This window comes from Methylobacterium sp. WL116, assembly GCF_008039455.1.
Taxonomy (GTDB): Bacteria; Pseudomonadota; Alphaproteobacteria; order Rhizobiales; family Beijerinckiaceae; genus Methylobacterium.
Map to the genome: position 1 here is coordinate 1 of NZ_VRUV01000480.1, position 3,509 is coordinate 3,509.

At 72.2% G+C, this 3,509-nt stretch carries 3 protein-coding genes and 1 pseudogene; 1 reads left to right on the forward strand and 3 read right to left on the reverse strand.

Annotation, left to right across the window (positions count from 1 at the left end; translation table 11 throughout):
* Positions 1–1,867: KUP/HAK/KT family potassium transporter (locus FV223_RS23100; RefSeq protein WP_147729182.1), on the forward strand; the 1,867-nt coding region annotated here is incomplete at its 5' end.
* Between the two features lie 16 nt (positions 1,868–1,883).
* Here FV223_RS23100 and FV223_RS23105 read toward each other — a convergent pair.
* The 3 genes and pseudogenes from FV223_RS23105 to FV223_RS30735 all read right to left on the reverse strand — a co-directional run.
* Positions 1,884–2,597 (reverse strand): response regulator, encoded by a 714-nt coding sequence (locus FV223_RS23105; RefSeq protein WP_147729183.1) that lies wholly within the window; start codon positions 2,595–2,597, stop codon positions 1,884–1,886.
* Between the two features lie 256 nt (positions 2,598–2,853).
* A complete protein-coding gene (locus tag FV223_RS23115) occupies positions 2,854–3,141 on the reverse strand; it encodes a hypothetical protein (RefSeq protein ID WP_348642592.1) in 288 nt (95 codons plus the stop codon).
* Between the two features lie 24 nt (positions 3,142–3,165).
* Positions 3,166–3,509, reverse strand: a pseudogene (locus FV223_RS30735) (hypothetical protein); the annotation flags it as partial.

The window sequence follows — 3,509 nt, forward strand, 5'->3', positions numbered from 1 at the left end:
GGTCGTCTACGGCGACATCGGCACCAGCCCGCTCTACGCCTTCAAGGAGGCGGTGAAGGCCGGCATCTCCGGCGGGGCGCCGGTCGCGGCGGCGGCCACCGGCGCGGTCTCGCTGATCCTGTGGGCGCTGATCCTGATCGTCTCGCTGAAATACGCGGTGCTGATCCTGCGCGCCGACAACCGCGGCGAGGGCGGCATCGTCGCGATGCTGGCGCTGCTCGGCGCCCGCCACGCCAAGGCCGGCACCTGGCAGGCGCTGCTGCTGGTGGTCGGGCTCGTCGGCGCGGCGCTTCTCTACGGCGACGGCGCGATCACCCCGGCGATCTCGGTGCTGTCGGCGATCGAGGGCCTGAAGGTCGACGCGCCGGTGCTGAGCCCCTTCGTCGTCCCGCTGACGATCCTGATCCTGATCGGGCTGTTCCTGGTCCAGCGGCAGGGCGTGGCGGTGATCGGCCGGGTGTTCGGCCCGGTGATGCTGGTGTGGTTCTCCGTCCTGGTGCTGCTGGCGATCCCGAGCATCTGGCACGCGCCGCAGATCCTGGCGGCGGTCAACCCGTGGCGGGCGGTCGACTTCCTGGTCCATGCCGGCTGGCACGTCTCGTTCCTGATGCTCGGCGCGGCCTTCCTCGCGGTCACCGGCGGCGAGGCGATGTATGCCGATCTCGGGCATTTCGGGGCGCCGGCGATCCGCACCGCGTGGTTCGGCCTCGTGCTGCCGGCGCTGCTGATCCACTATTGCGGGCAGGGCGCGCTGCTCATCGCCGAGCCGGACGCGATCGAGAACCCGTTCTACCGGCTCGCACCGGACTGGGCGCACTATCCCCTCGTGGCGCTCGCCACCATGGCCACCGTCATCGCCTCGCAGGCGGTGATCTCGGGGGTGTATTCCCTGACGCAGCAGGCGATCCAGCTCGGCTTCATGCCGGCGATGCGGGTGGTCCACACCGACAAGCACGAGCGCGGGCAGATCTACGTGCCGGCGGTGAACTGGCTCCTGGCGCTCGCCACCCTCGTCGCGGTGGTGCTGTTCGGCTCCTCCGATGCGCTGGCCGGCGCCTACGGCATCGCCGTCTCGGCGCTGATGGGCATCACCACGCTGCTCGCCGCGCTGATCGCGCTGCGCTGGGGCTACGGCCTCGCCGCGGTGCTCGCGGTCAACGGCTTCTTCCTCGCCATCGACCTGGTGTTCCTGGCGGCCAACAGCGCGAAGCTCCTCGAGGGCGGCTGGTTCCCGCTGGTGCTGGCCTTCTCGGTCGCCTTCCTGATGCTGACCTGGATGAAGGGCAACCGGGTGCTGGAGGCGGTGCGCGAGCCGCTGCGGCAGAAGGAGGACGCCTTCCTCGCCCGCCTCGCCTCGCACCCGCCGGTGACGCTGCCCGGCACCGCCGCCTTCCTCTCGGCGGCGAGCGAGGGCATCCCGATGGCGCTCGGGCGCCTGGTCGAGCGCAGCCGCTGCCTGCACGAGCGCATCCTCCTGATCACCGTGATCTACGAGGAGGAGCCGATCGTGCCGGCGTCGCAGCGCGCGGAGGTGACGCTCGTGGCTTCGGGCATCCGCAAGGCGATCTCGAAATACACGCCCGGGATGGAGCGCGTGGTGCTGCATTACGGCTTCATGCAGACGGCCTCGATTCCCGAAGGGCTGCAATGCGCGGTGGCGAGCGGCCTGCTGCCGGCGGAGTTCGTGGAGGACATCACCTACTTCGTCGGCCACGAGGCCATCATCCCGTCGCCGACCAACCCCGGCATGCACAGCTGGCGCGAGGGCCTCTACGCCTTCATGAAGCGCAACGCCGAGCGCACCGGCGCCCATTTCGGGCTGCCGACGCGGCAGGTGGTGGAGGTGGGGACCGAGATCGAGATCTGAGGGGCGCCATCGCCCCTCAATCCACCGCGAGCCGGTACCCGACCCCGCGCACGGTCTGCAGGAAGGTCGGGTTGGCCGGGTCGACCTCGGTCTTGCGGCGCAGGCGGTTGATCTGCACGTCGATGGTGCGCTCGGCGGCGAGCCCTCCGCCTCCGGCCAGCACCTCGCGCTCGACGTTGGCGCCGTGGGCGCCGGCCAGGATCGTCAGGATCTCGCGCTCGCGCTCGGTGATGCGGATCATCTCGTCCTCGCGGCGCAGCTCCCCGCGCTCGATCCGGTAGGAGAACGGCCCGAAGGTCACCACGTCGCCGGTGCCGGTGTCGCGGCGCGGGCCCGACGCCCGGTTGATGATGTTGGTGAGCCGGAGCGTCAGCTCGCGCGGCTCGAACGGCTTCGGCAGGTAGTCGTCGGCGCCGATCTCGAGGCCCATCACCCGGTCGTTCGGGTTGGAGCGGGCGGTGAGCATCAGGATCGGCACGCGCGAGGTCTCGCGCACGCTGCGCGCATAGGCGAAGCCGTCCTCGCCCGGCATCATCACGTCGAGCACCATCGCGTCGAAGACCAGGCTCTGCGCCTTGGCCCGCGCCTCGGCCGCGCTCGCGGCGGCGGTGACGCGGAACCCCTGCTCGGCGAGGTAGCGGGCGAGCAGCTCGCGCAGGCGCCGGTCGTCGTCGACCACGAGGACGTGCGGCGCCCCGTCGGAGAGCTCGGTGCGGGCATGGGCGGCCATCAGGCGGCCCCGCCGCCGCGGCGGGCCATCAGGCGGCGCACCACCGCGCGCTCGTCGGGCTCGATCATCGCCATCAGGAAGCTCTCGGGGGCGGCCGCATCCTCCGGCGAGGCCAGCGCGCGGGCGCAGGGCGAGGCGACGGCGGGCGGAGCGATCGAGTCTCATGGTTTGGGGTCCGTTGCGTGTCTCCGGTGAGCCCGAAGGCTCTCTCTGGAGGGGCAACGCCGGACCGGGGCGCCTCGGTTCCGCGCCGGCTTCAGGTTGTGGGGGGCTCGCTCGGTCGCACCCCCGCGAGGCGCCGGGCGAGCCCGCCGAGCGCGCAGCCGGCAAGGTAGGGCGCCAGCATCGCAACCGCGCTCTCGAGCCAGAACCCGGCGACGCCGGGCACGATCCCCGCGAGGGCGATGCCGGCCAGCACCAGGGTCGCGATCCCGAGCGCGGCGGGAATCGCGGGGCCGGAAGGCAACCCGGCGAGCCGGCCGACGCCGAGCCCGAGCATCAGGGCGGCGAGCGATCCCGGCCACAGGCCGGTGAGGAGAAGCATCACGGGCGAACGGCCTCTTGACGGTCAGGGCAGCACGGCGAAGGCGATGCCCGGCCGGTCCGAGGGTTTGTCCGCGATGCTGAGCTGATCGACGCCGGCGCCGGCCTGGAGCAGGTACTCGACGACCACCCCGGCGCGCAGCCGCGCCAGGTCGGGCTCGGGCGCTTCGGTCGCCTCCCTGGGCTTGGCGTCCTTCGGCTTGGCATCCTTGGCAGGCTTGGCATCCTTGGACGCCGGCGCGGCCTTCTTGTCCGATGCCTTGGCGTCGGGCTTCGCCACGTCGCTCTTGGCCGGATCGGGCTTGGCCCCTGCCTGCGCCCCGGGCGCGTCGGCGACCTTCGCCTCGGGCGGAGCGGGCGCGGGCTTGG